General features: G+C 62.8%; 24 protein-coding genes. 11 read left to right on the top strand and 13 right to left on the bottom strand.

Annotated features, from left to right (window positions below; translation table 11 throughout):
* Positions 1–125: 125 nt before the first annotated feature.
* Complete coding sequence (locus ACF8FB_RS21415; protein ID WP_010953454.1) at positions 126–782, top strand: HD domain-containing protein; 657 nt, start codon at positions 126–128, stop codon at positions 780–782.
* Positions 783–813: 31 nt separating this feature from the next.
* On the opposite strand, the gene ACF8FB_RS21420 is transcribed toward ACF8FB_RS21415, so the two are convergent.
* The gene (locus ACF8FB_RS21420; protein ID WP_392511910.1) at positions 814–1,977 is read right to left on the bottom strand and encodes an AAA family ATPase; all 1,164 of its coding nucleotides are present in this window, start codon (positions 1,975–1,977) and stop codon (positions 814–816) included.
* A gap of 146 nt (positions 1,978–2,123) precedes the next feature.
* Between ACF8FB_RS21420 and ACF8FB_RS21425 the strand changes: the two genes are divergently transcribed.
* Entirely contained in the window at positions 2,124–2,597 is a 474-nt protein-coding gene (locus ACF8FB_RS21425) for an anti-virulence regulator CigR family protein (protein ID WP_010953456.1), read from the top strand.
* Between the two features lie 81 nt (positions 2,598–2,678).
* Here ACF8FB_RS21425 and ACF8FB_RS21430 read toward each other — a convergent pair whose 3' ends face one another.
* From ACF8FB_RS21430 to ACF8FB_RS21440, 3 genes are all read right to left on the bottom strand, one after another.
* Complete coding sequence (locus tag ACF8FB_RS21430; protein WP_350297664.1) at positions 2,679–3,443, bottom strand: hypothetical protein; 765 nt, start codon at positions 3,441–3,443, stop codon at positions 2,679–2,681.
* A gap of 64 nt (positions 3,444–3,507) precedes the next feature.
* Complete coding sequence (locus ACF8FB_RS21435) at positions 3,508–4,785, bottom strand: bifunctional O-acetylhomoserine aminocarboxypropyltransferase/cysteine synthase (RefSeq protein WP_010953458.1); 1,278 nt, start codon at positions 4,783–4,785, stop codon at positions 3,508–3,510.
* An 82-nt stretch (positions 4,786–4,867) separates the two neighbouring features.
* Positions 4,868–5,863 (bottom strand): 5'-nucleotidase, encoded by a 996-nt coding sequence (locus ACF8FB_RS21440; RefSeq protein WP_392509925.1) that lies wholly within the window; start codon positions 5,861–5,863, stop codon positions 4,868–4,870.
* Positions 5,864–6,005: 142 nt separating this feature from the next.
* On the opposite strand from ACF8FB_RS21440, the gene ACF8FB_RS21445 reads away from it, so the two are divergent.
* Positions 6,006–6,491, top strand: coding sequence for a hypothetical protein (locus tag ACF8FB_RS21445; protein WP_392509924.1), 486 nt, complete (start codon positions 6,006–6,008; stop codon positions 6,489–6,491).
* A gap of 7 nt (positions 6,492–6,498) precedes the next feature.
* Here ACF8FB_RS21445 and ACF8FB_RS21450 read toward each other — a convergent pair whose 3' ends face one another.
* Together ACF8FB_RS21450 and ACF8FB_RS21455 are read right to left on the bottom strand one after the other, a co-directional pair.
* On the bottom strand, positions 6,499–7,494 hold the full coding sequence (locus ACF8FB_RS21450) for a D-2-hydroxyacid dehydrogenase family protein (RefSeq protein WP_010953463.1): 996 nt from the start codon (positions 7,492–7,494) through the stop codon (positions 6,499–6,501).
* A 159-nt stretch (positions 7,495–7,653) separates the two neighbouring features.
* Positions 7,654–8,553, bottom strand: coding sequence for a LysR substrate-binding domain-containing protein (locus ACF8FB_RS21455; RefSeq protein ID WP_060489578.1), 900 nt, complete (start codon positions 8,551–8,553; stop codon positions 7,654–7,656).
* Between the two features lie 94 nt (positions 8,554–8,647).
* Between ACF8FB_RS21455 and ACF8FB_RS21460 the strand changes: the two genes are divergently transcribed.
* Positions 8,648–9,823, top strand: a complete 1,176-nt coding sequence (locus ACF8FB_RS21460) for an MFS transporter (RefSeq protein ID WP_392511914.1) — start codon at positions 8,648–8,650, stop codon at positions 9,821–9,823.
* Positions 9,824–9,876: 53 nt separating this feature from the next.
* On the opposite strand, the gene ACF8FB_RS21465 is transcribed toward ACF8FB_RS21460, so the two are convergent.
* Positions 9,877–10,500 (bottom strand): glutathione S-transferase family protein, encoded by a 624-nt coding sequence (locus ACF8FB_RS21465; protein ID WP_010953466.1) that lies wholly within the window; start codon positions 10,498–10,500, stop codon positions 9,877–9,879.
* A gap of 197 nt (positions 10,501–10,697) precedes the next feature.
* On the opposite strand from ACF8FB_RS21465, the gene ACF8FB_RS21470 reads away from it, so the two are divergent.
* From ACF8FB_RS21470 to ACF8FB_RS21485, 4 genes are all read left to right on the top strand, one after another.
* Positions 10,698–11,000 carry a DUF3077 domain-containing protein gene (locus ACF8FB_RS21470; protein WP_392509923.1) on the top strand — a complete coding sequence of 101 codons (303 nt, stop codon included), beginning with the start codon at positions 10,698–10,700 and terminating at the stop codon, positions 10,998–11,000.
* 79 nt (positions 11,001–11,079) lie between these two features.
* Positions 11,080–11,802, top strand: a complete 723-nt coding sequence (locus ACF8FB_RS21475; protein ID WP_010953468.1) for a hypothetical protein — start codon at positions 11,080–11,082, stop codon at positions 11,800–11,802.
* Positions 11,803–11,928: 126 nt separating this feature from the next.
* A complete protein-coding gene (locus tag ACF8FB_RS21480) occupies positions 11,929–12,855 on the top strand; it encodes a LysR family transcriptional regulator (protein ID WP_020189917.1) in 927 nt (308 codons plus the stop codon).
* Positions 12,856–13,023: 168 nt separating this feature from the next.
* On the top strand, positions 13,024–13,800 hold the full coding sequence (locus ACF8FB_RS21485; protein WP_010953470.1) for an SDR family oxidoreductase: 777 nt from the start codon (positions 13,024–13,026) through the stop codon (positions 13,798–13,800).
* A gap of 11 nt (positions 13,801–13,811) precedes the next feature.
* Here the strand turns inward: ACF8FB_RS21485 and ACF8FB_RS21490 are convergent, their stop codons facing one another.
* From ACF8FB_RS21490 to ACF8FB_RS21500, 3 genes are all read right to left on the bottom strand, one after another.
* Positions 13,812–14,366 carry a WYL domain-containing protein gene (locus ACF8FB_RS21490; RefSeq protein ID WP_350297670.1) on the bottom strand — a complete coding sequence of 185 codons (555 nt, stop codon included), beginning with the start codon at positions 14,364–14,366 and terminating at the stop codon, positions 13,812–13,814.
* A gap of 233 nt (positions 14,367–14,599) precedes the next feature.
* The gene (locus ACF8FB_RS21495) at positions 14,600–15,481 is read right to left on the bottom strand and encodes an RHS repeat-associated core domain-containing protein (protein ID WP_392509921.1); all 882 of its coding nucleotides are present in this window, start codon (positions 15,479–15,481) and stop codon (positions 14,600–14,602) included.
* A gap of 250 nt (positions 15,482–15,731) precedes the next feature.
* Entirely contained in the window at positions 15,732–17,156 is a 1,425-nt protein-coding gene (locus tag ACF8FB_RS21500; protein ID WP_010953472.1) for a PLP-dependent aminotransferase family protein, read from the bottom strand.
* A gap of 324 nt (positions 17,157–17,480) precedes the next feature.
* Between ACF8FB_RS21500 and ACF8FB_RS21505 the strand changes: the two genes are divergently transcribed.
* Complete coding sequence (locus ACF8FB_RS21505; RefSeq protein WP_004575400.1) at positions 17,481–18,893, top strand: amino acid permease; 1,413 nt, start codon at positions 17,481–17,483, stop codon at positions 18,891–18,893.
* Positions 18,894–18,896: 3 nt separating this feature from the next.
* Here the strand turns inward: ACF8FB_RS21505 and ACF8FB_RS21510 are convergent, their stop codons facing one another.
* Positions 18,897–19,076: a hypothetical protein gene (locus ACF8FB_RS21510; protein ID WP_003250772.1), complete on the bottom strand. Its 180-nt coding sequence runs from the start codon at positions 19,074–19,076 to the stop codon at positions 18,897–18,899.
* Positions 19,077–19,190: 114 nt separating this feature from the next.
* On the opposite strand from ACF8FB_RS21510, the gene tam reads away from it, so the two are divergent.
* The gene (gene tam, locus ACF8FB_RS21515) at positions 19,191–19,967 is read left to right on the top strand and encodes a trans-aconitate 2-methyltransferase (RefSeq protein WP_019438830.1); all 777 of its coding nucleotides are present in this window, start codon (positions 19,191–19,193) and stop codon (positions 19,965–19,967) included.
* Here the strand turns inward: tam and ACF8FB_RS21520 are convergent.
* Together ACF8FB_RS21520 and ACF8FB_RS21525 are read right to left on the bottom strand one after the other, a co-directional pair.
* Complete coding sequence (locus tag ACF8FB_RS21520; protein ID WP_392511917.1) at positions 19,957–20,328, bottom strand: DUF2784 domain-containing protein; 372 nt, start codon at positions 20,326–20,328, stop codon at positions 19,957–19,959. The genes tam and ACF8FB_RS21520 overlap by 11 nt on opposite strands.
* Before the next feature lie 57 nt (positions 20,329–20,385).
* The gene (locus ACF8FB_RS21525; RefSeq protein ID WP_010953476.1) at positions 20,386–21,255 is read right to left on the bottom strand and encodes a LysR substrate-binding domain-containing protein; all 870 of its coding nucleotides are present in this window, start codon (positions 21,253–21,255) and stop codon (positions 20,386–20,388) included.
* A 243-nt stretch (positions 21,256–21,498) separates the two neighbouring features.
* On the opposite strand from ACF8FB_RS21525, the gene ACF8FB_RS21530 reads away from it, so the two are divergent.
* Entirely contained in the window at positions 21,499–22,815 is a 1,317-nt protein-coding gene (locus tag ACF8FB_RS21530) for an MFS transporter (RefSeq protein WP_010953477.1), read from the top strand.

Raw genomic sequence — 22,815 nt, forward strand, 5'->3', positions numbered from 1 at the left:
AGGCTGCTCCTGCCAGTGCTGTACAGGCTTTGAAACCGACATGCAGGCTCTCGGTACTTGCCCAGGCAGTGTCCGGACGGCGCCCGTGGAACCCGCGCATTCACCGGAAATGGAACCTACCGAAGATGACCCGCGAAGCGTTTGCTCCTTATCAGTGCCTTGCCACTGACTTGCTGAAGTATCTGCCGTCTGACCAGAATGATGGCTCCCACGACTTGGCCCATATTCATCGTGTGTGGGTCAATGCGCACCGGATCCAGCGGGTGGAGGGTGGCGACCTTGAAATCTTGCTTGCGGCGACGGTGCTGCACGACTGTGTGGCGGTGGAAAAGCATTCGCCGTTACGTGGGCAGGCCTCGACGTTGTCGGCGAACAAGGCTGCATCAGTCCTTGCTGAGATGGGCTGGCCGAGTGGGCGTGTTGAGCAGGTAGTGCATGCGATCAAAACACACAGTTACTCGGCGGGGTTCGAACCGCTGACACGTGAGGCCTGCATCCTTCAGGACAGTGACCGGCTTGACGCCATAGGCGCGGTGGGTATTGCCCGGTGTTTTTACGTCGCCGGGCGAATGGGGTCGGCGCTCTATGACTTCGAGAATCCTTTCGCGCAGCAGAGGGCGTACCAGGACGGGGCGTATGCCATCGAGCACTTCCAGACCAAACTGCTCAAGCTCGCCTCGGGCTTTAAAACCCAAGAAGGGGCGCGCCTTGCTGCCGAGCGTCATACCCGGCTTGAAACCTTTCTTACCCAGTTCATGGACGAGATTACCGGGGCAGGTTAGTCATGCCGGGCTTGTACCGTCGTGCTTGAGCTCAGTCAGCCCAACGCCACAGCGGCTCATCCAGCAACCCAACCCCCCGCAGCTGGGTTTGCCCTTGTATTTTTTCCAGCTCTAGCACATTGCACCCGTCACAGGCTGCCAGCGCGTTGATTAATGGCGCACTGTGCGATACCACCCAAACCTGGCTACGGCGTGATGCACGAATGATCAGCCGCGCCAAGGCCGGGAGCAGGTCCGCGTGCAGACTGGTTTCCGGTTCGTTCAACACCATCAGCGATGGCGGCCGTGGTGTGAGCAGGGCGGCCATCAGCAGAAGATAACGCAGGGTGCCGTCCGACAATTCAGCACCCTCAAGCGGGCGCAAAAGACCGTGCTGGTGCAGCCGTACACTGAACAGCCCGCCAGGTGGCGCATTGACCTCCAGACGGCTGCCGGGAAACGCGTCATTCAGCGCTTCCACCAGATCCTCCACATCGCCAATTTCGATAATGGTCTGCAACGCCGAGGCCAGGTTGCGCCCGTCGTGATGCAGCACCGGCGAGCGAGTGCCCAGTTGGGGTTGACGGCAAGGCGCGTCACGGTCAATCCGGAAGTGATCGTAAAACCGCCAGCTGTTGATGAACGCGCGCAGGTCACCGATCTCCGGTGCCTGGCGTGGCCGGCCGACGATGTTGAAAAAGCTCTCGCCGCTGTCAGCATGCTGATCGAGCACTGCCCAGCTGTTGCCCTCGCGGGCCCGCACCAGGGCATTCTTGCGCTCGACCAGCAAGGAAGAGGGGCGATAGGCGCCAGCGCCCCAGATGGCCTCGCACTTTATTTCAGGGTCGAGCATGAACGCGCTCGGATACGGCAGGGGAATTGGCAGGCCGAGGGTGATGGCAAAACCGAGGTCTTCGGTGGCAAAGCCCAGGCGCAGGCGCCTGACTTCGCTCGGATGCTGGCCTTGGATGGGCACTTCGCCGCGCCGCATTCGTGCGCTGGTTTCTGGGCCAGCCCACCAGGTCGAATCCAGCCCGCCTTCACGGGCGAGGGCTTCGACCACACCGCCCTGTGCGGTTTCGGCCAGCAGGCGCAGCGCCTTGTACAGGTTGGATTTGCCGCTGCCGTTGGCACCGGTCACCAGGTTGAGTTGGCTCAGCGGCAGCACCAGGTGGTTGATCGAGCGGTAGTTGCCGATGGCAAGGGTAGTGAGCATGCAGTGCTTCCCAGCGTGGACCAGGCGACCGATTGTGGCCGAAGCGTGCCTGCCTTGTCAGCCATCCCTGCTGAGGCTGCTGCAAGTGAAGCAGGCGTGCGCACCGTCTATAGTGTGGGGCAACCTCTCGCGCAAAGGATGCTCACATGGCCAGATCACCAATCATGACAGCCGTTGTCACCTCATTGGCGGTGGCCTTGGCCTCTGGTCCGGTGCTCGCCGACCCGGGTAATGGCAAAGGCCAGGGCCAAGGTCAGGGGCACGGCAAGGGCCAGGCGCCGCACGCCCAGGGCCAGGGCAATTCGGGCGGCCACAAGCAGAGCGCCGGCGGCAATGACTGGCACGGCGGCCCGTCCATCGACCGTGGCGATGTACTGGGCATCCTCGGTGGCCACCGCAGCTACTGGAGCCCGGGCCCGGCATTGCCTCCAGGCATTCAGAAGAACCTGGCCCGCGGCAAGCCCCTGCCACCTGGTATCGCCAAGAAGCTGGATGGTCGTCTGTTGGGGCAGCTGCCTCACTACGACGGGTATGAGTGGATGCAAGCGGGCGCAGACCTGATTCTGGTCGCCGTGGCGACCGGGATCATCTATGAGGTGTTGAACGGGGCATTCGACTAAGGCCGCAGGTGCGAGCAGTCCGCTCGGTCTCTGCAGGCGCTGGCGTGCCTGCGATGGGCTGCGCAGCAGCCCAACGGCCTATCAACGCTGCCGTAACACCGCGGCCAGCCCAAGGGTCAGCACCACAGCGCACAGCATGGCCAGCCCGATGGTCACGCCAACGCCCCACGTTTCCAGCAGCCCTGCCAATACCAGATAGAACGCAATCACCCCCACCGCGCCGATCGCATTCCCCCGCACCATCGCTGCCATCCCGGCTCGCCCGCCCTGCACATGGGCGAACACTACCAGCGGCCAGGCAATCACCGGAATCGGCGCCAGCATCCCGCTGGTCGCCGGGCCCAGCCAACTGGCCAGGCTGGTGGTGATCATCAGCAGGGAAGTGGCAGATACCATGCGCAACGGGATTTCCCAGTGCCGGTGCCGGGGGCGGGCCAAGGTATCAGGTTTGGGCTCGCGGCCGCTGGCGCGGATCAGCACGCCAATCAGCACCAACGCCACTGCAATCGACAGATACAGGCTGCCCCAGTGGGTGAAGGCATAGGCGGCCAGGCCATAGAACAGCAACGCCAGCAGTACGGCCACGGCGATGCCGAGTGTGCGTGTGGCCAGCAGGTAGACGGTGTAGGTGGCCTGCACCGCCGCCAGGCCGCCCAGTGCGCCGGGCAATGCGCCCAGGGCGAAGGCCGTGCCCTGTTCCAGGCACAGGAAGGTCATCACCAGCGCCGAGGTGATCGGCAGGCCGGACAGCAATCCGCCTAACAGGCCGCCCCAGCGCCGGGAGGCGAGGGAGATGGCCCACATCAGCAGGGGGGTGATGGTCAGTTTCAGGTAAAACAGGGTCATTGCGGGTGCATCCAGGCTTGATGAAGGTGCGCCCGCCTTCGACATTGGGTAGGGCGCGGGTGAATCAGCCGCGGCTGGCCTCCAAGGCCTGGGCCAGGTCGGCGATGATGTCGTCACTGTGTTCGATGCCGATCGACAGGCGCACCATGTCCCGTGGCACACCGGCCTTCTCCAGTTCGTCGTCGTTGAGCTGACGGTGGGTAGTGGAAGCGGGGTGACAGGCCAGTGACTTGGCGTCGCCGATGTTCACCAGGCGTACCACCAACTGCAACGCGTCGATGAAACGCGCGCCAGCCGCCTGGCCACCCTTGATGCCGAACGACAGGATCGATGCCGGCTTGCCGCCGGTGTAGCGCTGGGCCAGTGCATGTTCGGGGTGGTCGGGCAGCCCGGCGAACTTCACCCAGGCCACTTGCTCGTGGGCTTGCAGGTAATGGGCGACCTTTAGCGCGTTCTCGGTATGGCGCTCCATGCGCAGGGCCAGGGTTTCCAGGCCTTGCAGGATCAGGAAGGCGTTGAACGGCGACAGCGCGGCGCCGGTGTTGCGCAAGGGCACCACACGGCAGCGGCCGATGAAGGCGGCAGGCCCGAAAGCTTCGGTGTAGGTGACGCCGTGGTAGGACGGGTCGGGGGTGTTGAGCAGGGCGAAGCGTTCCTTGTTTTCGGCCCAGGGGAATTTGCCGGAGTCGATGACGATGCCGCCGATGCTGGTGCCGTGACCGCCGATGTACTTGGTCAGCGAGTGCACGACGATATCGGCGCCGTGCTCGAACGGTCGGCACAGCACCGGGGTGGCCACGGTATTGTCGACGATCAGCGGCACCCCGTGGCGGTGGGCGGCCTCGGCCAGCGCAGCGATATCAACGATATTGCCGGCGGGATTGCCGATGGACTCGCAGAATACCGCTTTGGTACGTGCGTCGATCAGCGCTTCGAGGGCGGCGATATCGTCATGGGCCGCGAAGCGGGTGTGGATTCCCATGCGTGGCAGGGTGTGCGCCAGCAGGTTGTAGGTGCCGCCGTAAAGCTTGGCCACCGAGACGATATTGTCGCCGGCTTCGGCGACGGTCTGGATGGCGTAGGTGATAGCCGCCATGCCCGAGGCTACGGCCAGCGCGCCAACCCCACCTTCCAGGGCGGCCATGCGCTGCTCGAGCACGTCGTTGGTGGGGTTCATGATGCGCGAATAGATGTTGCCGGCAACCTTCAGGTCAAACAGGTCGGCGCCGTGCTGGGTGTCGTCGAAGGCGAAGGAGGTGGTCTGGTAGATCGGTACGGCCACCGCCTTGGTGGTCGGGTCGGGGCTGAAGCCCGCATGGATGGCAAGCGTTTCCAGCTTCATGCAATCGTTCCTTGAGCGTGGGTGGAAGCGTTCGAGCATGCGGCGGCGAGCGGGCGTGGGTCAAGGGTGTCGCTCTGGCGGTTCATGGTTCGCGTGACAATTCGCTGATCGGCAGTTGATCCTGCTTCACGTCGGGTTCCTGAGGCGAGCTCACTCTGTTCGCCACCCCAAACGGTACATGCACCATCGGCAGGTTCCCCGCTGGCGATTGCAGGTGCGTGCGCTGGTCGTCAAAAAACACATGCGGCTTCAATATCGACAACACCCTGGGCTTATCCATGCCGCCTAGAAAAAAGCACTCATCCGGGGATACGCCCCAATCCTTCAAGGTTGTCACTACTCGCTCGTGCGAAGGCGCGTTGCGCGCCGTGACGATGGCAATGCGCAGAATCCGCTGGTACGTCGGGTCCTCGGCCAGCTTGCGGTCCTCCAGCATGCGTATCCGCGAAAGCTTGCGGTAAAGGTCTGCCAGTGGCCCCGGCGAATGCGGGGTGCCCTTGTGCATGCGCTCGTGTTCCTGAAAGTCGTCCAGGTTGTCGTTGCGCTTGTAAACACTCTCTGCCTCGTCGTCGGCAATCACGCCATCGAAGTCGAAGGCCACCCGCAGCTCAGTATCGATTTCATCATCGTAGATGCGCGTAGGCAGTACACGCCCGGCAGGGTAGTTGGCGTCGATGGCCTTTTGCACATCTTCCTCGTTGGCGCTGAGAAACAGCGAGGCATTGAACGCCGGGATGTATTCGTAGGGCGAGCGGCCCGACATGAATGCCGCGCGGGTGATGTCCAGCTGATAGTGGCTGATGGAGCGGAACACCCGCAGGCCGGTTTCCGGTGAGTTGCGCGAGAGCAGCACCACTTCCACCGGCAACTGGTCGGGGAACGCCTTGTTGATGCTCAGGAAGCGGCGAATGAACGGGAGCGCCACCCCCCTGGGGAACGGCTCGTCCAGGTTCTGTTCCTGGTGCTGGCGGTAAGCCTCGACACCTTGTGTCTGGTAGATGTCATCGGAAACGGAGAGGTCGAACAGCGCACTCGAGGCAACGCCGATGACCAGCTTTTCTTCAATGGGGTAAGGCATGCAGCGGCTCCTGCGAGTGGCATGAAGGCAAGTGTACGCGCACGTTGTGACGAAAGCCGTCAATTGCGCGACTGATCAGTGGATCCGGTAGTGTCATTTTGATAGCTTCTCGCCCCTTACCGCAGTATCCGGACAGTGATTGATGAACCAGCTACATGAACACGGCACCCTGACTCCGCTTGCCGAGGCGAATGGGAACACGATGCACGAAAGCCACCTTGAGGCAGACGCGTCGGCCCAGCAGGCCACCGAGCACGAAGCACTGCAGGCCAGTATCGAGGCGCTGAACAAAAAGCTCGTGGCAACTACCCTGGCCCGTGTGCAGAAGGAAGGGGCGATTCGCAAGCACCTTGAGCAGTGCCAGCAGCAACTGGCCGCCAGCAATCAGGCTCGGGAGGGGCTGTCCATCACGGTGACAACGGCGCTGAAGAAGCTCGCGCTGGCAGCAAGCACCCAGGCAGACCGTGTGGACAGTGTGGAGGCGCGCTTGACCGGCCTGGCTGAGCGCCAATGTAAATGCGTCGCGCAGTCAGCAGCCGGTTGGCCCGCGTACCTGGAACGTCATGGAGTGTCGTTGGTCGCCTTGGCCGTGGCTGTGTTTACGCTGGGGCTGCACCTGCTTGGGTAGTGCAACCTCAAGGCCGCACTGGGTTCAAGCGTTGAAGTGCCAAAGCTTGCGGGTTGGCGACGTTCTTCGGCACCCCGTCGAAAAACGCCAGCACATTGTCGAAGGCGTCACCGAAGTACAGCTCGTAGCCGCTCTTCTCCACATACCCCAGGTGGGGCGTACTGAGTACACGTGGGTGGCGCAGCAGTGGATGGGCCGGGTCGAGTAACGGCTCTTCCTCATAAACATCCACCGCCGCGTAGCCCGGCCGCCCGGCATCCAATGCCTGCAGTAATGCGCCTGGTGCGATCAGTTCCGCGCGGCTGACGTTCACCAGCAAGGCGTCGGGCTTCATGTGGGACAGGTCGTCGAAGGTCACCCCATGGCGTGTCTGATCCGAAAGGCGCAGGTTCAGGCTGACAATATCCGCCTCGGCAAAAAACGCCTCACGCGAGGCGGCAGCAGCGTGCCCATCGGCTTTGGCTGCGGCGCGGCTGTTGTCGCTGCCCCACACCAGCACGGGCATGTCGAAGGCCTGCGCATAACGCGCCAGGCGCTGGCCGATCTTGCCATAGCCCCAGATGCCCAGCGTCTGCCCGGCCAGCGCCTGGCCCAGGTTGACCTGCCATTGGCCTTGGCGGAAGGCATCGATGGCCGGCACCAATTGCCGGCGGGCATTGAGGATCAGCGCCCAGGCCAGTTCGGCAGGCGCTACCGGCGATCCGCGCCCCTCGGTCACGGCAATGCCGCGCGCGGTGCAGGCAGCCAGGTCAAGGTGGCTGGACACCTTGCCGGTCTGGCTGATCAGCTTGAGGTTGGGCAGGCGGTCGAGCAAGGCGGCGTCGATGCGTGTGCGTTCGCGGGTGAGTACCAGGGCATCGGCATCGGCAAAACTTGCGGCAAGTTGTTCCAGCGTGGCAGGCGGGAGCTCATGAAGGACGCTGACAGCATGCCCGCTCAGCTTGCCGAAGCAATCGAGGGTACGGATTACATTTTGGTAGTCGTCGGGAATGACAATGCGCATGGTGGTCTGGCCCGGGCGGTACAGTGAAGCGTCGAAGATAACCTAACGGGGGGAATCGGTGTCAGATCAGGCTGCAGTCGCTGCACATCAGCACCGGCTCTGCCGCCCAGTGATGCAACCGCCATGCGTTGGCGGCCCTGTCGCGACACGAGGCCGCCCCTACTGGCCACCAGATAGCTGCTCCACCAGAAAATCCACAAACACCCGCACCCGTGCCGGCATCGCCGGGCCGCCGACGAACACCGCATGAATCGGTTCCCGATCACCCGGGTTGTAAGCCTCCAGCAACGGCACCAGTTGCCCGTTGGCCAGGTCATCGGCCACGGTAAAGGTGCCGATACGCGCCACGCCGGCGCCCAGCCTGGCCAGCTGCGCCAGCGCCTCACCACTGCTGCATTCGATATTCCCTTTCACCTTCAGTGAGAATGTATGCCCGTCGCGGTGAAACGGCCAGTCAGGCATCGCGCGGCGGAAGTTGAAGCGCAGGCAGTTGTGCCTGGCAAGGTCTTCAGGTTCAAGCGGGGTACCGTAGCGTTGCAGGTATTCTGGCGAGGCCACCACTACCTGGCCGGTCTCGCCAATGGCGCGCGCGCTCAACGAGCTGTCCGGCAGGTGACCGAAGCGCAGCGCCACGTCGGCCTGGCCGCCGAGTATATCGGCCACCTCGTCGCTGAGGGTCAGGTCAACCAGCACTTGCGGGTAGCGTGCACTGAAGGCCGCCAGCAGCGGCACTACGGTCAACCGGGCATGGCCCAGCGCAGCGCTGACCCGCAAGCGCCCGCGTGGCACGCCTTGGTCAGTGATGGCTTCTTCCACTTCGAGCATGTCCGCCAGCACCCGCCGTGCGCCGCGCAGGTAGGCCTCTCCCTCGGGGGTGAGGGTGAGCGCCCGGGTCGTACGCAGCAGCAGGCGGGTACCCAAGCGCTGTTCGGTGCGGGCGAGAATGCGGCTGACCGCCGAGGGCGTCAGGCCTAGCGCTCGGGCGGCAGCAGACAGGCTGCCCGCTTGCGCCACCTTGGCAAAAATCTCCATCTCGCCGGATCTGCCACTGAAGTCCATTTGTGCCTCTCAAGCAAAGGTGGTTCGCAAAAATGCAGTCTAGTGCGCGTTTTAAACGGATCGTAGCATTTGCGGCATAGATAAGGAGCTTGCCATGCGTATCAATCCACCGCTTGTCGCACTCGCCATCGGTGCCTTCGGCATCGGCGTTACAGAGTTTGCCCCCATGGGCATGTTGCCCAGTATCGCTACCGACCTCGGTGTTTCCATTCCTGCTGCGGGGCTGCTGGTCAGTGCCTATGCCATCGGCGTGCTGATCGGCGCGCCGCTGATGACCCTGGCCACGGTGAAGATCCCGCGCCGTTACCTGTTGATCGGGCTGATGGCCATTTTCACCTTGGGCAACCTGATGTCGGCCCTGGCCAGCGACTACGCCAGCCTGCTGGTGGCCCGCGTGGTCACTTCACTCAACCACGGCGCCTTCTTTGGCATCGGCTCGATCGTCGCGGCCAGTGTGGTGCCGCCCGAGAAGCGCGCCGGGGCCGTGGCTGCAATGTTCATGGGTTTGACCCTGGCCACCATCGGCGGCGTGCCGTTGGCGACCTGGTTGGGTGAAATGCTGGGTTGGCGCACGGCGTTCTGGGGTATTGCCAGGCTTGGCCTGGTGGCGATGACCACACTCTGGTACGCACTGCCCAATGTTGCGTCGCCCAAGGGCGAGGGTGCCATGGCCGAGATCCGTGTGCTGGGCCGCAGGCCGGTACTGGCGGCCCTGTTGCTGACCGTGGTGGGCTCCAGCGCCATGTTCACGGTGTTCACCTACATTGCGCCGATCCTGCAGCATGAAGCGGCGGCGTCCACCCCCTTCGTGACGGCCATGCTGGTGCTGTTCGGTGTCGGCCTGACCTTGGGCAACGTGTGGGGCGGCAAGGCGGCGGACCGCTCGATTGATCGCACCCTGCTCCTGTCACTGGCTGGGCTGATTGCCGTGCTGCTGGTGTTTCCGCTGGTACTGGACTGGCCGCTGCCGACCGCCCTGGCGATCCTGGTCTGGGGTGCGGCCAGCTTTGCCTTGGTGCCGCCGCTGCAAATGCGGGTCATGGAAGCGGCCAAGGATGCGCCCAACCTGGCCTCGGCGGTGAACATTGGCGCGTTCAACCTGGGCAATGCGATCGGTGCGGCGCTGGGTGGCGCGGTGATCAACGCGGGGCTGGGCTACCCGGCGATTTCCCTGGCGGGGGCTGCGATGGCGACGCTGGGGCTGGTACTGGTGCTGCTGTTTGCCTGGCGTGGGCGAGGGGGGCTAGCCGGGCGGCAGGTTGCGGTGTAACAGGTCGGAACCTTGGGGCGCCTTGCGCCCCTCGATACACTACCTTGCGGGTACTACGGGGTACCGTTTCGGCCATGCAAGTGATAGGCAGGGCGCTCGCTCAGGCGCTCGTAGTAATCGCGCACCGCGGGCAGGTGCGGGTGCTCGAACGGCGTTTCGAACCAGCGGTTGACCGACAGGCCGATCGGGATGTCGGCCAGGGTGAACTGGCTGCCGGCCACATAGGCACCGGTGCTGGCCAGCTGGCGGTCGAGGATGCGCATGTAGCGTGACCACTCGGCACAACCGGCAGCCAGTGCTTGCGGGTCCTGGTGAGCGGGCGAATGCCTGACCAGCGACATGAACGCGTAGCTCCAAGAGCGGTTCAGGTCCGAGGCCTGCCAGTCGATCCACTGGTCGATCCGCGCCCGCGCCTGGGCCTCGCCGGGATAGAACGCGGTGGCGCCGTAGCGGCTGGCCAGGTAACGGATGATGCTATTGGATTCCCACAAGGTGAAGTCGCCGTCCTGGATCACCGGAATCATGGCGTTGGGGTTCAGCGCGAGGAACTCGGTGCTGTCAGTGGCCTTGAAGCCAGAACCCCAGTCTTCGCGCTCGAACGCGATCTCGAATTCGGCGCAGGCCCACAGGACTTTTCGCACATTGATGGAAGAGGCTCTTCCCAGTATCCGCAGCATGGTGTTCGTCCTTGTGTGGGGGAGGTTGATCGTCCGCCACTCCCGGGGGCGGGTCAAGGGGCTGAGCGGTGGCTCGGCGCTCCCTGTGCAGGGTTCTTGTAGTCCATTTCCTAAAGTGACCCTTTCCACCCCTTTGTCATTGTAATGGGGTAGGCAGCGGCCTAGCCTCGGCAAGCGCCTAACCTTGAGGAATGGACATGGACAGCGAAACCCCGAAAAACAGCAGCAAGCCCTATGTCGTGCAAGCCGCGAGCCGCTTTGGCAACAGCGATGCCGAACTGGTGCAAATGAAACCGCAACTGCCAATACGCACCGCACTGATGGAAGCTTCGGGCATCATGGGCTGCATCACCGAGATCACCCGCAAGGCCATCGACAGGCCTGAAGACCGCCAGGTGATGATGAAGGCCACGTACTACCTGGCCGGGATGGCCAAGTCACTGATCGACGGCCAGCTGCTGCAGATACGTCAGGCGCGCGAAGGCGGGGGCGAAGCCTAGCCAGGCTTGCCTGGGGGGCGCGAACTTGGCACCCTTGGGCGGTTTTTATCGTCTGTAACACGACAGAAGGAAGCATGCATTGAGCTGGGACAAGGTGGGGAAGCTTCTCGTCGCCGTGCTGATCGGCCTGATGGTCCTGTTGGCCGCCTACGCGTTGCTCAGGGGCAATCCGCGCCTTGAGGCGTCACTGACCTATGCCTACCTCACTTACCCCAGCCAGTTCAGCGAGCGGATCAGCAAGGCCAGCGAGCAGCTCAAGTACGAGCAGTTGCAGGGGCGAATCAACGGTATCGTTCAAGGCCAGCTGGCCCATGATCAGGTCGAGCGGCTCATCGAAATGGCGCAGGCTCCTTATGCCCAGCTGTTCGCCAAGCCTTTCGAGGCCGGGCTGGTGGACCACCGTACCGGCCTGCTGATCGAACTGCACAACAGTGGTGATGCGCAGGTCCGGCAGGTGAAAATCCGCCTGCCAGCCAAGGGCCTGGTGCAGGTGCGCGATGCTGCCGGCAACGACACGCTGCTGGAAACCGCCATCGCCCAGGTTGATATCCCTGCCATCGAGCCAGGTGGCACCTGCAAGGTGTGGGTGTATTTCGATGCCGACTACTCGCAGATCCGCCATGGCGGGGTCAGTATCAGCCACGCTGACGGTGAGGCCCATGTGCAGGTGTACCGCGAGGTCATCGGTTTTCCGGCCATGGTAGCCCGTTACAGCCGTGAGCTGATGATACTGCTTGGCATACTGGCGGCCAGTGTACTGGCCTTGGCCTATGCCTGCCTGGCACGTCGTGCGCCGCGGTAAAACAGCCTGCAGAAAGGTGCGTGCATTCGTTCTGCAATCAAGGGTCATTTGCGCAAAACTCAACACGCCCCCGCAGACGACGCTCTATAGTGCTCGGCATGACGAAACCCCTGCCGAGCCTGCCTGATGATCCCTTCTCTGGACGCCATTTTTTCTCGCCTGCGCCTTCGCCAGTTGCGTTTGCTGATCGAGCTGGACCGCTGTGGCTCGCTGCACAAGGCAGCTGAAGCCATGGCCATTTCCCAGCCCGGTGCCACCAAGGCCCTGCGCGAGGTCGAGGAGGTGCTGGGCGTACCGTTGTTCCAGCGAATGCCCAGCGGCCTGGTTGCCAACGACGTGGGCCGCTGCGTGGTGCGCTACGCGCGGCTGATCCACAGCGACCTGGGGCATCTGCGCGAAGAGGTGTTGGGCATCGTCCAAGGCCAGGGCGGGCGGCTGGCGGTGGGCAGTATCATGGGGGCTATGCCCACACTGGTCAGCGCCCTCGGGCGCTTGCGCCGCAAACAGCCGCAGCTGGCAGTGGAAATCGCCGAGAATACCAGCGCCAACCTGCTCGCCCAGCTGGACGAAGGGCGCCTGGACCTGGCCATCTGCCGGCCAGGGCTGGGCCGTAACGCGGCGGAATATGGCTTTGTCGAACTGGCCCAGGAGCCGTTGGCGGTGGTCGCGCATCCGCAGCATCCGCTGGCCGGGGCGGCGGCACTCAAGATCAGCGACCTTAGCCATTATCGCTGGGTGGTTTATCCGGCCAACATGCCCATGCGCCAAGCGCTGGAACGCGAGTTGAGCGAGGCGGGGGTGGAGGTGTCACGGTATCCACTGGAGACCTTTTCCACCTTCGCCACCTTCATGCTGCTTGAAGATGACCCGACGTTGGTGGCAGTCATTCCCCGTGCGGTGGCGGCCTTTGCCGAGCAGCGCGGGTTGCTGGTGTCGCTGGCGGTGCCGCTCCGGGCGCTGAGCGAGCCGTTCGGCATCGTGCACCGGGTCGCGGCGCCGTTATCGCCTGCGGCACGATTGCTGGTGGAGGAACTGACGGCGGGTGAAGTGTGACGGTCCCCATTGATTTCCAGTCCGTTGCCGAAGCGCTGGTAGGGATAAGCGGCGGTTATCGGTGGATCAGTTCTTTTCATTATCGGTGGCCCTGTCCCGTCCTCTAGATTGCCCCGGCAGCGCCTGTCAGTCACCCCTGTCACCCTGATTGCATCAAGGAGCAAACCAATGGATCTAGGCATCACCGGCCGCTGGGCCATCGTCTGCGCGGCCAGCCAAGGCCTTGGCAAAGGCTGCGCCGAAGCGCTGGGCAAAGAAGGCGTCAACCTGGTCATCAATGCCCGTACCCAAGCCACTCTGGAGCAGACCGCCAGCGAGTTGCGCAGGGCCTGCCCGGGAATCGAGGTCCATACCGTGGCAGGCGATGTTGCCGATCCCAAGGTGCGCCAGGCGCTGTTGGCGGCCTGCCCGCAGGTCGACATTCTGGTCAACAACGCCGGTGGCCCGCCACCGGGGGACTTCCGTGATTGGGGGCGTGATGACTGGCTGAAGGCGCTGGACGCCAACATGCTCACGCCCATCGAGCTGATCAAGGCGGTGGTAGATGGCATGGCCGAGCGTGGTTTTGGCCGGGTGGTGAATATCACCTCCGGCGCGGTGAAGGCACCGATCGACATGCTGGGTTTATCCAACGGTGCCCGCAGTGGTCTGACCGGATTCATTGCCGGCCTGGCCCGGCAGCAGCGTCTGGCGGGCTGCAATGTGACACTCAACAACCTGTTGCCTGGGGCGTTCGACACGGCGCGCCTGCAAAAGACCTTGAAGGCTGCGGGTGGTGATGTGGAAGTCACTGCCCAGGCGCGGCGCAAGGCAATTCCGGCGTCGCGTTTTGGCGATGCCGCAGAGTTTGGCGCGTATTGCGCATTTCTGTGCAGCGCGCATGCCGGGTACATCACCGGGCAGAACCTGCTGATCGATGGCGGGGCGTACCCCGGAACCTACTGACGCCGTTGGCGCTATTGCTTGCAGCCGCCTTCGCCCTCATGCAGCGCCAGGCTCTGGCGCAATTGTTCAATCATGGCCGCGCGCAGCGCTTGCGGCGCCTGGATGCGGATCGACCCCGCCTGGGACAGCAGCCAGCCCATCAGCGCGCGGTTGTCGTCGACGGTGGCCACCAGCGCGGCGCCGCCACTAGCCTGCGGCGTCAGTTGCATATCGACGGACAGGGGGGATTGCTCCAGGCGGCGGGCCAGCGCGTCATCGACCCAGGCATAAAGTACGACGTGTGTCGGTGGGGTAAGTGCGTCGGGTTGCAGCTGCTGCGCTTCGCCCAGGCTCAAGCCCGGTTGCCAGTACCAGCCATAAGGCATGCCTTTACTGTTGCACTGAAGCGGGAACAGTGCGGCGAGCTCGACCAGGTCGCGCTCGACGGTGCGTTTGCTGGTGGTATGGCCCACGGTTGTCAGGGCAGCCTGCAACTGGGTGGAGCTCATTCCCGGGTGGCGGCCGGGCAGCAACTTGAGCAGTTGCCACTGGCGGGCGATGGTGTGGCGGGTCGGGTGGCTGGGCAAAGGGCTCGTCCTTGAGGGCAGGCACGAAGCCCGTCCGGATAGTGGCGTTTAGCTATTGCTCAGCATACCTTTTCCCGGAATGGGATCCAAGTTCTCGCACGCGCCCTTGGCTCGAGGCGTGGACGAGGCCTTTGTGGGAGATCGCCCAGCCCCTTTGACTGCGCCGTCGCGCAGAGAACTCAGCGTGCAAGCGGTCAGCGTACCCGGACAAAAAGGGCTGCCTTGCAGGTGTATTACGTGCGACTCCGAACGCTTGCGGCCTGTTCAGCCATAGGTTGAAACCTGACAGGGGTGTAATTGAAGTCTTTGGTTTTATAGATGTTTTTTTGCAAGATTTTGATTTTTGTGTATTGTTTGTCTTGTTGTGGCTTGGGTATCGTGCTGACGGTTCCGCTATACGCTTTTACGATTGTTCGGGTTATATCTGAAAAACGTTGGCCAAACGACAGTTGCCCGTTTGGTCCAGGTGCTCCAGAGTGACAAGCGATAATGTGTATTTTTTCGTAGCGCTCAAAGCTGATTTTTCGGGTGGATAGGTGTTCGTAAAGTGCATCTGCATCCATTCCGGCGACCTTGGAATTTTCTCCGTGTGCATAGATATTGAGCGTTTTCTTTTGCCAGAATCGTTTTCTGGATGTAAATACCCCCAAATTGTTCTCCCTCAGCAGAACCTTGCCTTGCATATGCCCCGTCGGATCAGAGGCATTTACAGGGTCCCCCGCCAGGTAAGCGTAGCAGTTGATACCACCAGCTCCGAATGGGCTCACTGAATCAGGGTTTGCGAATCTCATCAGCATTGGGTTGTAGCCGCGATAGCCGTTACCTAATAAGTAATATGAGGTAACAGGGTCGCAGTACTCTCCCTTGAACCCCGCAAGCATGCCCCCAGCCGCCTGAAAATATCCCCATGGACTGAAAACTACTCGTGCCGTGCTTTTGATGGTCAATAGCATCAAGGTCGAGCCTTTCACGTCACAGGCTAGCAATTCTGTACGTTCGTTGCCCGATTGTTTATGTACAAAGAATAGAGCGTGAAGGTTAGCTCGCAGAATCGAAGATGCACCGTTGTCTTGCAGGGTAGTGGTGATCTCATCATTGCTATATAGATATAACATTTCAGCGCTCCATTCCTTTGTTTTCTGGTTAATGATGGAGTTATTTATCTGATTCGAGCGTCATGCGCTACTGGTAAAAAAGCCAGGTGTTATTTCACCTTGCCATTGCGCCCCGCGGGGCGCTCCGGGGTGCATGGCTGGAAATGATGAAGTGCGGCGGGGAACCTTCGATATGAAGTAAGGGGAACAAACGAGGCGGACAGCGGCGCCCTTACAGGAAGGTGTGGCCCCAAACAGATGTGGAGCGGCTTTACATCCCACTCCGCCGCACATGCTTCACCAACACCTTCTCCAACAACTCCCACATCGCCGGGTCCGTACTGAACGCCACGTTGAACCGCATCCACCCGGTCGCCTTGGCGTCGACCATGAACAACTGCCCTGGGCCTAGCATGATGCCTTTCTCCAGCGCATCGTCCAGCAACGCGGCACTGTCGGGAATCGCCGGATGGCGGGTCCAGATGTACATGCCTTCATCCGATTCGGTGAACAATTCAAAGCCCAGTCGATGCAGATGCCGGCCAACTTCCTGATGCGCCTCGGCCAGGCGCTGGCGCAGGCGCTTGAGGTGCTTGCGCCAGCGCCCGTCGATGATCGCCGCATACACCACGCGCTCCATCACCTGCGAGGTGGTCAGGCCTGAGCGCATCTTCAGGTGCAGCAGTTTTTGCATCAGTTCGGGGTTGGCCAGCATGTAGCCGACCCGCACGTTGGGTGAAATGCTCTTGGAATAGCTGCCCACGTACACCACCTGCTGCAGATGGTCGAGGCTGGCCAGGCATGGCTGCGGCTCGGCGACCATGTCGGCGTACAGGTTGTTCTCCACCAGTCGGAAGCCATGCTGGCTGGCAAGCTGCAGCAGGCGGTGCAACTGCGGCAGCGGGGTGCGCGAGCACGTCGGGCTGTGCAGGTGCGGCTGGGTGAAGAACGCCGTCGGGCGGTGGTGGCTGAGCAGTTGCTCCAGCTGGTTCAGGTCGTAGCCGGCCGGTGTACGTGGCACGCCTACCAGGGTTGCGCCTTGGGTGCGCAGGATGCTCATGAGGTTCGGGTAGCCGGGGTCGTCCACCAGCACCACATCGCCTGGGCGCACCAGTGTGCGTGCGGCCAGGTCCAGGGCCTGGCTGGCGCCGTGGGTGAGCATCAGCTGTGCCGGGTTGGCGACGATCGACAGCTCTTGTTGCAGGTTCTGTGCGGTCAGTGCACGCAGCTCCATCAGGCCCATGGGGTCGCCGTACCCCGACAGCTCCAGCGGGCTGCCGGCCACCTGGCGCAGACCGCGGCGCAGGCCGTCTTCGTACATCCAGTCGTTGGGCAGCCAGCCGCACCCCGGTTTGTACGGCAACTGGCGGATTTCGAAAATCTGCTGCAGGTACCACTCGGAGTTGAACGTTGGTCGACTGGTGTCGGCCTCGGTGTTGTGCTGCTCCAGCAGTTCGCCCGCCGCACGGTTGACGAAGAACCCCGCATTGCCACGGCTCACCAGCAGCCCTTGGGCGACCAGGCGGTCGTAGGCCTCTACCACGGTGAAGGTACTCACCGAATAGCTTGCGGCAAAGGCGCGAATCGACGGGACCTTGGCGCCTGGCTTGAGGGTTTGGTTGTCGATCAGCTCGCGCAGCCCATCGATGATCTGGTTGACCAGCGGGGTAGAGGAGTCTGGATGTAATTCGAACATTCGGGGCCTTCAGGGTGCGTATCGCCTGGCGTCTGCAGGGTGTACTGCATGGGCGACCTATACAGTGCAGTGCGAGATTCATGCCACTGTGCATGGCTCTCTGCGTCGGACATTTTTACATTAGGTGTCGGATATCGCCACATAAAGCATGTTCAGTTCGCCTCAGGCAGTCGCCCTGGGGCGCGTCAGCAGGCCGCCATGGAAGGCCTGCGTGTGTAATTCACACCATCCTGCCCGCATTAGCACTGATGTACAGGTGAAATCGCCAGCCATCGGGGTTTCACAGTTTTCCTTGGATAAAAAGAAGCACGGGGTACACAACTGATGGACGCAACATCCACAACCACCACCGCGAAAAGCGGGCACGAGAGCAAGCTCAGTGCCTCGCTGAAGTCGCGCCACCTGACGATGATGTCGATCGCCGGGGTTATCGGCGGCGCCTTGTTCGTCGGTTCCGGCAGCGTGATCCACAGCGCCGGCCCAGCCGCTGTCCTGGCCTACCTGGCAGGCGGCATCCTGGTGGTACTGATCATGCGCATGCTGGGTGAAATGGCGACTTCCTCGCCTGACACCGGCTCGTTCTCGACCTACGCCGACCGCGCCATTGGCCGTTGGGCCGGTTTTACCATCGGCTGGCTGTACTGGTGGTACTGGGTCATCCTCATGGCCTGGGAAGCCTATGTGGCGGGCAAGATCCTGCATGGCTTCTTCCCCGACGTCAGCGTCAACGTGTTCGTGCTGGCCACAACCCTGTTGCTGATCACCGTCAACTTCTTCAACGTCAAGCACTACGGTGAGTTCGAGTTCTGGTTCGCCTTGATCAAGGTGATTGCGATCGTCTGCTTCCTGATCGTGTGTACGGCTGCCGTGATGAACATCTGGCAGTTCGGTGAAGTGCGTGGCATCAGCCACCTCACCGCCGAAGGCTTCATGCCCAATGGCATCACCACTGTGATCGGTGCCTTGCTCGGGGTGATGTTCGCCTTCCTCGGCGCCGAAATCGTTACCATCGCGGCCTCCGAAGCCAAGGACCCGGCTGCGCAGATCGTCAAGGCGACCAACTCGGTGGTCTGGCGTGTGTGCCTGTTCTACGTCGGCTCGATCTTCCTGATCGTCTGCCTGGTACCGTGGAACGACCCGCACCTGGGTGTTTCTGGCTATGGCGCTTATCGCCGTACCCTGGAGCTGCTGGGCGTGCCGTATGCCGAGCTGTTGATGAACTTCGTGGTGCTGACTTCCGTGAGCAGCTGCCTGATCTCCGGCCACTACACCGCTTCGCGCATGCTGTTCTCCCTGGCCCAGCGTGGCGACGCGCCGTCGTTCTTCAAGATCACCCGCGCCGGTACTGGTGTACCGGTGTACGCGATCATGGGTTCGTGCGCCGTGGCCGTGGTGTGTGCATTGATCAACTTCAGCGAGACCCTGCGCCCGAAAGACGTGCTGGACACCCTGATGAACACCACCGGCATGATCGCCCTGCTGGTGTACCTGGTTATCGCCTTCTCGCAGCTGCGCATGCGCCGCAAGCTGATTGCCGAGGGCAAGGAGGTACGCCTGAAGATGTGGCTGTTCCCGTGGCTGACCTACCTGGTGATCGCGTTCATCGTGGCAGCCCTGGTCACCATGGCCTTCATGCCTGACTACCAGATCCTGGTCATTTCCACCGGTATCGCTGCGGCGGTCGTGGTGGCGATGGGTGTGGTGCACCAGATCCGCTCTGGTAGCAAGCAGCACTAAGCGTCACTCGCGTCTGGAAACGGCCGGCTCCCTTGGGGACCCGGCCGTTTCGCGTTGTTGGGCCTGGGCTTTTTCTGCGGGCATGTGGAAACGCTGGTTCATCCACGGTGAACCGAGCAGGGCGGCCGCAGCGATCAGGGCCAGGATGGCGAGGGCGATGTAGGTCTTCAAGGGCGTGCGCATGCAAGGACTGACTTCAAGCAGAGGTGATCAGTTCCGGCGTAATCCGTTCGCAACCGTCCCGCCGGGCGACAGATGGCATATGCTAGGCACATTGCCCGCCCAAAGGAGCCGCACATGGCCTGGTCCGCCAACCAGTATTCCCTGTTCGAAGACGAACGCACACGCGCCGTACGCGACCTGATTGCCGCCATCCCGCCACGGCCGGTGCGCCACGCCACCGACCTGGGGTGCGGCCCCGGCAACTCGACCGAAGTGCTGCTGCAGCGTTACCCCGATGCCCAGGTGACGGCACTGGACAGCGACCCGGACATGATCGACAAGGCCCGTGAGCGCAAGCGGCTGTGCATCCCGCGTGTGCGCACGGTCATTGCCGACATTGCCGGCTGGACTGCCCCCGAGCCGCAGGACCTGATCCTGGCCAATGCCTCGCTGCAATGGGTACCTGACCACGCCTTGCTGTATCCGCACCTGGTGCGCCAGCTCAGCGAAGGCGCCAGCCTGGCCGTGCAGACCCCGGACAACCTTGACGAACCGGCCCACCGGCAGTTGCGCGAGATCGCAAGCCAAGGCCCCTGGGCGGCGAAGTTCGCCGACTTGCAGCTGCCGCCACGGCACAACGCGGCGTTCTACTACGATTTGCTCAGCCCGCTGTGCGCACGGGTGGACGTGTGGCGCACCACCTATCATCACCCGTTGGTGGGGGGCGCCGAAGCGGTAGTGGAATGGTTCAAGGGCTCGGCGTTGCGGCCTTATCTGGCCAGGCTTGATGAGCAGGAGCAGGCCGACTTCCTGCAGATGTACCTGCAGGCCATGCAGCGCGATTATCCGCCAGCCTCTGATGGCAAGGTCCTGTTGCCCTTCCCGCGGTTGTTCGTGATCGCTACCCGCTAGGGCGGCGCCAGCGCCAGGCCACGTAGCTGTAGATGCCGAGGTTCAGCGCCAGCACGAGGGTGCCCAGCAGCAGCTGGATCTGCGGGGTCAGGCCGGCGGGGTAGATCAGTGGCCAGACGTAGTGCTCGACGAAGCTGCCCTGGTAACCTGCGTCACCGGCGGCATTGCGCATGCGGTTTTCCCAGGTGGTGAGCGGGCAGCCCAGGTGCAGGCACTCCACCGTCAGGCCCCAGGCCAGGACCGGCAAGTGCAGCAACAGGGCAGGGCGCCAGCGCAGCACCAGCAGCCCGCCGAACAGCACCAGCAGGATGAAGGCCAGGTGCAGCAGCACCAGGGTGTCGGCGGCAAGGCGGTAGAGCATGGGTTGGGTGCCCGGGGATTGGGGTTATCCCAGCATAGTCGGGTTGCCTGATCTGGCCTACACCCCTTCCTCGACCATCTGCAGGAAAGTCGCCACCACCCGGCGCGTACGCTGCTCGCTCAGGCACACCAGGGTCTCGGTCAAATGCCGCTGGCAATCGACGATCGGCAATGCACACACCCGCGCATCGGCACCGAACTCCGCCGCCGACACCACGCCCACGCCAATGCCTACCACCACCGCTTCACGCGCCGCTTCCCGGCCCTCCACCTGGATCGCTGCGCGTATCCGCAGGCCGGCACGTTGCATCTCTTCTTCCAGCGTTTGTCGCGTCACCGAGCCGGGCTCGCGCAGCACCAGTGGCGTGTCGTCCAGGTCGGCCAGGCTGATCGAGCCACGGCTGGCCCATGGGTGGTTGTGGGAAACGAACGCCACCATCGGGTCACGACGCAGCGGCAGGCAATGCAGGCGCTCATCGTCGACATCGCGCCCCAGCAGGGCCAGGTCGGCCTGATAGCTGAACAGCCGCGCCAGCGATTCGTCGGTATTGCCGGTTTCGATCTTCACCTGGATGCCTGGATAGCGCTGGCAGAAGCGGGCGATCTGCGGCAGCACGTGCACCGGCGCATCCACTGCCAGCACCAGGCTGCCGGTCTGCAGCGCACGCGAGTCGTGCAGCAGTTCCTGGGCTTCGGCCTCGCAGGCGAACAGGCGCTGGCTGATGCCCAGCAGCCGCTCGCCAAGGTCGGTGAGCTGCACCGAGCGTTTGTTGCGGTGGAACAGCAATACGCCGAAGCGCTCCTCCAGTTTGCGTACCTGGTCGGACACCGCAGGCTGGGTAAGAAACAGCCTTTCAGCGGCGCGGGTAAAGCTGCCGTGCACGGCCACCGCGTGGAAAGCCTTGAGTTGAGCGTGGGAAACCGACATGACGACCTCAGTAACAAGCTGGGCTTATGTGTGTAATACGATAAATCGATTTTATTTATCTTACAGCAACTGTTTCCATGGATTTCAGCCCGACGCTGGCACCACGAATGCCGCCAGGGCCATGGCGCTCACACGGCGCCACCTGACCCGATGACAGCCTCGTCATCGCTGTGCGTAACACAAGAACAAGACAGGCGTTTCTTCACATTCTGCCGGCACACTTGAGCAAGAGGTCAGACTTACATGAATCAATCCCTAGCCGCGTTCAAACGCTGGCGCATTCAGATTTTCGCCATCACCTGGCTGGCTTACGCCGCCTTCTACTTCACCCGCAAAGCCTTCTCGGTGGCCAAACTGGGCATCGCCGAAGACCCAGGCTTCATGCTCGACAAGGCCGCCATGGCCAACCTGGATGCCATCTACCTGGCCGCCTATGCCGTGGGCCAATTCACCTGGGGCATGCTTGCCGACCGCTTCGGCCCGCGCGTGGTGGTGCTGGGCGGGTTGCTGATTTCTGCGGCGGCGGCAGTCGTGATGGGCAGTTACGCAACCTTCCCGATCTTCGCCACCTGCATGCTGGTACAGGGCCTGGCGCAATCCACCGGCTGGGCCGGCTTGTGCAAGAACATCGGCAGCTTCTTCCCGGCTTCGCAGCGCGGGCGGGTGCTGGGCCTGTGGAGTTCCTGCTATGCCTTCGGCGGCCTGGTGGCCTCGCCGTTCGCGGGCTGGTGGGCCTACACCCTGGTGGGCACCTGGCACGCGGCGTTCTTCTCCAGCGCGGTCGTGGTGGCGCTGGTGGCGGTGCTGTTCTTCTTCCTGCAGCGCAACAAACCCGAGGACGTCGGCTTGCCGGCGGTTGAGCCCGAGCCGCAAAGCATGGCCCCGGCCGACAACCTGTGCAGCGTGTGGGCACCCCTGAGGGAGATCCTGCGCAACCGCACGGTGTTGACCCTGGGCCTTGCGTACTTCCTGCTGAAGCCGGCGCGCTACGCCATCTTGCTGTGGGGCCCTGTGATCGTCTTCGAGCAGATGCCCTCGGTGGGCAAAGTGGGCGCGGCAATCATCCCGACTGCTTTCGAACTGGCCGGGCTGCTTGGCCCGATCATGATCGGCCTGGCCTCGGACAAACTGTTTGGCGCCCGGCGCATGCCGGCCTGCGTGATCAGCCTGGTGCTGCTGACCGTGACATTGGCGGCGTTCATGGCGGCCATGAACACCGGCAGCGTGCTGCTGGTGGTGGCCTTGCTGTTCGTCATGGGCCTGACCCTGTACGGGCCGGACTCGATGATCAGCGGCGCTGCAGCCATCGACTTCGGCACCGCCAAGGCCGGCGCCACCGCAGCAGGTTTTGTCAACGGCTGTGGCTCGGTGGGCGCGGTGCTGGGTGGGCTGCTGCCGGGTTACTTCGACGGCGTCACGGTATTCATCGTGTTCGCGGGCTGTGCGCTGTTCTCGGCGCTGGTGTTGCTGCCGCACTGGAACAGCCGCCCGGCCAGCAGCGCGCAAGGCACCGACGTGGCACCGAACACCAGCATGGCAATCAAGCCACTGCGTACTTAA

The organism is Pseudomonas sp. yb_2 (genome assembly GCF_043103905.1).
Lineage (GTDB): Bacteria > Pseudomonadota > Gammaproteobacteria > Pseudomonadales > Pseudomonadaceae > Aquipseudomonas > Aquipseudomonas alloputida.